The organism is Thermus arciformis, from assembly GCF_900102145.1.
Classification (GTDB): domain Bacteria; phylum Deinococcota; class Deinococci; order Deinococcales; family Thermaceae; genus Thermus; species Thermus arciformis.
In genome coordinates, this window is the sequence record NZ_FNBC01000070.1 from 1 (window position 1) to 5,147 (window position 5,147).

Below are 5,147 nucleotides of genomic sequence, written 5' to 3' on the forward strand. Positions count from 1 at the left end.
AGGGTTTCGTCATCAAAGTTCTCACCTTCGTCCTGGCCCATAACATCAGTCTCCTGACCCAGAAGATGGCTGGGTAGCAACTTGGGTTAGTATAGCATGCGCAATCTAGGGGCGGAAGGCCCCGGCCACGAACTCCCCCATCCCCCTGGCCCGCACGGCGCTTCCCCGAAAGACCCCTTCCCCCACCACCGGCCCCTCCCAGTAGGCCACCCGGGTGGTCCGGGAGAGGATCTCCCCCTCCCGGAAGAGGGGCCTAAGGGCGAGGGAAAGCCCAGGGCCCTCCAGGCGCCAAGCCAGGGTGTAGGTGCGGCCCGAGGGGCTCGTCCAGGCCTCCTGGGGCAGGAAGGCGAGCTCCAGGGCCTCCGCCCGCCCCAAGGGGTCCACCCGGCTTCCCAAGACCTGGACCACCCTGCCCTCCCGGTCCTTCACCTGGTAGGCCATGAGCTCCGAGCCATCGGAGAGGTGGAGGCCGAACCAGTCCCAGGTGGCCGAGACCCCGGAAAGCTGGTCCCCCCACTGGTGGTCCAGCCAGGCCTCCCCCTGGGCCCCTTCCCCGAGCACCTGCCCGAAGGCGGCGGCCCGGGTGTAGGACTGGTAGTACATCCGCCCCGTCTCCTCCGTGCCCGAGTAGCCCGGGGGGTGGACCACCGGGGGCTTTTGCGGCAGGAAGAAGAGGCTCACCCCGGGGGCCTGAAGGCGGAAGCCCTCTCCCTCCCGGAAAAAGCGCCAGCCCGCAAGCTCCAGCCTGGGCCCCGCCTCCGCCCGGCCTCTCGGGGCGAAGAGGTCCTGGTCGGAGGCCTCGAGGAAGCGCCTCTCCCCGGTGCGGAGGTCGGTGAGGGCCAGGTGGGCGGCGTGGAAGGCCCCGAAGAGGCTCCCGGGAAGGCCGAGGATGCGGTAGGAAGGGGGGGCGTAGGCCTTGAAGAAGGCGAAGTGGAAGGCGTAAGGCTCCGCCCAGCCCGAGGCGTACCACCACTCCAGGGGGGCGGGCTTGGGGTCCCAGTCCTCGGGGTCGGGAAGCCGCCCGGGGTCCACCCCCAAAAGGGCGGGGGCGCAGGCGGCGAGGAGAAGGGCAAAGGCCCAAAGGCGCTTCATGGCCTCATGCTACCCACGTCCCCAAGGGCCCCATTGTAGATTGGGCCCATGACCGACACCCACGCCCACCTGGACTTCCTGGAGCCCGAGGAGCTCGCCGAGGCCATAGCCCACCTCCCCGGGCTCCAGGCCGTGCTCACCCTGGGGGTGGACCCAACCCGCTGGGAGAAGACCCTAAGCCTCGCCCAAGGGAACGTCTACGCCGCGGTGGGCCTCCACCCCACGAGCGCCCACCTCCTCTCCCCCGAGGTGGAGGAGGCCCTCCGCCACTACGCCCGAAGCGAGCGGGTGCGGGCCATCGGGGAGACGGGGCTGGACTACTACTGGACCCCGGAGACCAGGGCCGCCCAGCTCAAGGCCCTGGACTTCCAGGCGGCCTTGGCGGAGGCCATGGGCCTTCCCCTGGTCCTCCACGTGCGGAGCAGGGACGGCAAGGCCGAGGAGGACCTCGCCGCCTGGCTCCTTCTCCACCGGCCCAAGCGGGCCGTCCTCCACGCCTACGGGGGCCACCCCGCCCTGGAGGCGGCGGGCCTGGAGGTGGGGGCCTACTTCAGCTTCGCCGGGCCCCTCACCTACAGGAAAAACGCCGCCCTGCGCGAGGCCGCGGCCCGGCTCCCCGAGGACAGGCTCCTGGTGGAGACCGACACCCCCTTCCTCCCCCCGGAGCCCTTCCGGGGCAAGCGGAACCGTCCCCACTACGTGCGCTTCACCCTGGAGAAGCTCGCGGAGGCACGGGGCCTGGCCTTCGCCGAGGCGGAGGCCCTCACCGACCGGAACGCCCGGGTATGCTTTGGCTGGCCATGAGGCGTTTCCTCCTTTTGCTCTGGCTCCTCTCCCTGGCCCTGGCGGCGCCCCGCCTGGTGGTGGAGCCCGAGGACGGGGTCAAGCCCCTCCTGGACCTCATCGCCTCCGCCCGGGAGGAGATCCTGGTGAAGATGTACCTCTGGACCCCAAGCCGCATGGACGTGGTGGAGGCCCTGGGGGAGGCGGTGAGGCGGGGGGTGCGGGTGCGGGTCCTCCTGGAGCGGGAGCCCTCCGGGGGGCGGGTGGACCTCGAGGTCTTCCAGGCGCTCAGGGAGCAAGGGGTGGAGGTGCGGCTCACCACCCCCTTCCGCTTCGTCTTCGTCCACGAGAAGAGCCTGGTGGTGGACCGCAAGCGGGCCTGGGTGGGCACCATGAACCTCACGGGAAGCTCCTTCGCCGCCAACCGGGAGTACGCCCTCATCCTGGACGACCCCAAGCAGGTGGCCGAGGTCGCCAGGGTCTTTGAGGCCGACTGGGAGGGGCAAAGGCTGGACCTCTCCCGAGCCCTTCTCGTCTGGGCGCCAAGCCGCGTCCTGGGCGGGGTGAAGGAGGGGAACGCCCGGGAAGCCCTCCTCGCCCTCATCCGGGGGGCCCAAAGGGAGCTTTTCCTGGAGCACCAGGCCATGGCCGACCCCGAGGTGGAGGCCGCCCTGAAGGAGGCCCTGGGCCGGGGGGTGCGGGTCCGGATCCTGGGGAGCCCCCAAGAGCCCGGGGACACCTACTTCCTGGCGGGGGCCCTGAGGCTCAAGGAGGCGGGGGCCCTGGTGCGCTTCCTCCCCGACCCCTACGTCCACGCCAAGGTCCTGGTGCGGGACGGGGAAGAGGCCCTTCTGGGAAGCCTCAACCTGAGCGCCAACTCCATCCAGGCCAACCGGGAGCTCGCCGTGCGCTTCACCGCCCGGGAGGCCCCCGAGGCCTTTAGGAGGCTCCTTTCCGTGATGGAGGGGGACTGGGAGAAGGCCCTTCCGGAAAACCCCTTCGCCCTCCCCCCGGTGGAAGGGGTCATCCCCTGGCAGGAGGCCCCCCGGTACTTCGGCCGCGTGGCCACGGTGGAGGGGGTGATCCAGGCGGTGGAGGACCGGGGCACGGTGGCCTTCCTCAAGTTCGGCCCCGGGGAAAGCGACCTCCGCCTGGTGGTCTTCCCGAGGAGCTACGGCCTCTTCCGCCAACCCTTCCCCGAAAGCTACCTGGGAAAGCGGGTGCGGGCCCGGGGGAGGATCGTCCTCTACGCCGGCTACTACGAGATCGTCCTGGAAGGCCCGGAGAACCTCGAGGTGCTGGATGGAAGCCCTTGAGGCCCTGGGCTATGAGGTGAGCCCCATAGAGGGGGGCGTTTACGGGGAGAAGCGCCGGGGCGGGGTGGTCTACCAGGTCTTTTACGGGGAAAAGGGGGACCTCCGCCTGAGGCGCAAGCGCTTCCTCAAGGAGGAGGCGAGGCCCCTCGCCCTCGCCGGGGTGGAGGGGCAGTGGGCGGCCCGCTGGGAGGTGGAGGAGAACTTCTTCGCCGTGGCGGGCCCCGAGGAGCTTCCCCATCTGGTCCTCGCCTTTGAACGGCTTGACCCTCCGGGGGAAAACCCCTAAACTTAGGCCCAACATGCGCCCTCGCCTTCGCAACAACGAGCGCTAAGGGGGGCAAGGCCTGGCCCCCTCGGCTCTCCATGGCCGGGGGGGCCAAGGCTTAGGAAAGGGGGCACGCCATGCGGGTACTGGTACGGGACCTCAAAGCGCACGTGGGCCAGGAGGTGGAGCTTTTGGGCTTCCTCCACTGGCGAAGAGACCTGGGCAAGGTCCAGTTCCTCCTCCTCCGGGACCGAAGCGGCGTCGTCCAGGTGGTCACCGGGGGGCTTAAACTCCCCTTGCCCGAGTCCGCCCTAAGGGTACGGGGCCTGGTGGTGGAAAACCCCAAAGCCCCCGGGGGCCTCGAGGTCCAGGCCAAGGAGGTGGAGGTCCTCTCCCCGGCCCTCGAGCCCACCCCGGTGGAGATCCCCAAGGAGGAGTGGCGGGCGAACCCCGAAACCCTCCTGGAGTACCGCTACGTCACCTTAAGGGGGGAGAAGGCCCGCGCCCCCCTCAAGGTCCAGGCCGCCCTGGTGCGGGGCTTCCGCCGCTATCTGGACCGCCAGGATTTCACCGAGATCTTCACCCCCAAAGTGGTCCGGGCCGGGGCCGAGGGGGGAAGCGGGCTTTTCGGGGTGGACTACTTTGAAAAAAGGGCCTACCTCGCCCAGTCCCCCCAGCTTTACAAGCAGATCATGGTGGGGGTCTTTGAGCGGGTCTACGAGGTGGCCCCGGTGTGGCGCATGGAGGAACACCACACGAGCCGCCACCTGAACGAGTACCTCTCCCTGGACGTGGAGATGGGCTTCATCGCGGACGAGGAGGACCTGATGCGGCTGGAGGAAGCCCTCCTCGCCGAGATGCTGGAGGAGGCTCTGAACACGGCCGGGAACGAGATCCGCCTCCTGGGGGCAGAGTGGCCCTCCTTCCCCCAGGAGATCCCCCGCCTCACCCACGCCGAGGCCAAAAGGGTCCTCAAGGAGGAGCTCGGCTACCCCGTGGGCCAGGACCTCTCCGAGGAGGCGGAGCGCCTCCTGGGGGAGTACGCCAAGGAACGCTGGGGCTCGGACTGGCTCTTCGTCACCCGCTACCCCCGTTCCGTCCGCCCCTTCTACACCTACCCCGAGGAGGACGGCACCACGAGGAGCTTTGACCTCCTCTTCCGCGGCCTGGAGATCACCTCGGGGGGCCAGCGCATCCACCGCTACGAGGAGCTCTTGGAAAGCCTGAAGGCCAAGGGGATGGACCCCGAGGCCTTCCAGGGGTACCTGGAGGTCTTCAAGTACGGCATGCCCCCCCACGGGGGGTTCGCCATCGGGGCCGAGCGCCTCACCCAGAAGCTTTTGGGCCTCCCCAACGTGCGCTACGCCCGGGCCTTCCCCCGGGACCGGCACCGGCTCACGCCCTAAAGCACTGTAACCATAACCCAAGTTGCTACCCAGCCATCTTCTGGGTCAGGAGACTGATGTTATGGGCCAGGACGAAGGTGAGAACTTTGATGACGAAACCCTCCTGGGTCACGGCGTGGATGCGCCTGGGGAAGAGGTGATGGAGCATGCTCCCCACCGTCTCCACCACCCTCCGCCCCACGATGGCCAGGTACTGCATCCAAGGGAGATACCGCCGGCTGTTCCTCCTGCGGATGACCATGGGAACAACCTCCTGGGCCTCCCGGAGGAGGTCCTCGTACAGAT

At 69.0% G+C, this 5,147-nt stretch carries 5 protein-coding genes and 1 pseudogene; 4 read left to right on the forward strand and 2 right to left on the reverse strand.

The features are described 5' to 3' along the window. Positions 1-105: 105 nt before the first annotated feature. The gene (locus tag BLP62_RS13165; protein ID WP_093008729.1) at positions 106-1,092 is read right to left on the reverse strand and encodes a lipocalin family protein; all 987 of its coding nucleotides are present in this window, start codon (positions 1,090-1,092) and stop codon (positions 106-108) included. Between the two features lie 48 nt (positions 1,093-1,140). On the opposite strand from BLP62_RS13165, the gene BLP62_RS13170 reads away from it, so the two are divergent. From BLP62_RS13170 to aspS, 4 genes are all read left to right on the forward strand, one after another. After that, positions 1,141-1,896, forward strand: a complete 756-nt coding sequence (locus BLP62_RS13170; RefSeq protein WP_093008730.1) for a TatD family hydrolase — start codon at positions 1,141-1,143, stop codon at positions 1,894-1,896. Then, a complete protein-coding gene (locus tag BLP62_RS13175; protein ID WP_093008731.1) occupies positions 1,878-3,191 on the forward strand; it encodes a phospholipase D-like domain-containing protein in 1,314 nt (437 codons plus the stop codon). Before BLP62_RS13170 ends, BLP62_RS13175 begins: the two co-directional genes overlap by 19 nt. After that, the gene (locus BLP62_RS13180; protein ID WP_093008732.1) at positions 3,178-3,477 is read left to right on the forward strand and encodes a hypothetical protein; all 300 of its coding nucleotides are present in this window, start codon (positions 3,178-3,180) and stop codon (positions 3,475-3,477) included. Before BLP62_RS13175 ends, BLP62_RS13180 begins: the two co-directional genes overlap by 14 nt. A gap of 116 nt (positions 3,478-3,593) precedes the next feature. Further along, on the forward strand, positions 3,594-4,862 hold the full coding sequence (aspS, locus tag BLP62_RS13185; protein ID WP_093008733.1) for an aspartate--tRNA(Asn) ligase: 1,269 nt from the start codon (positions 3,594-3,596) through the stop codon (positions 4,860-4,862). A 25-nt stretch (positions 4,863-4,887) separates the two neighbouring features. Here aspS and BLP62_RS13190 read toward each other — a convergent pair. Further along, a pseudogene (locus tag BLP62_RS13190) lies at positions 4,888-5,147 on the reverse strand (IS982 family transposase); the annotation flags it as partial.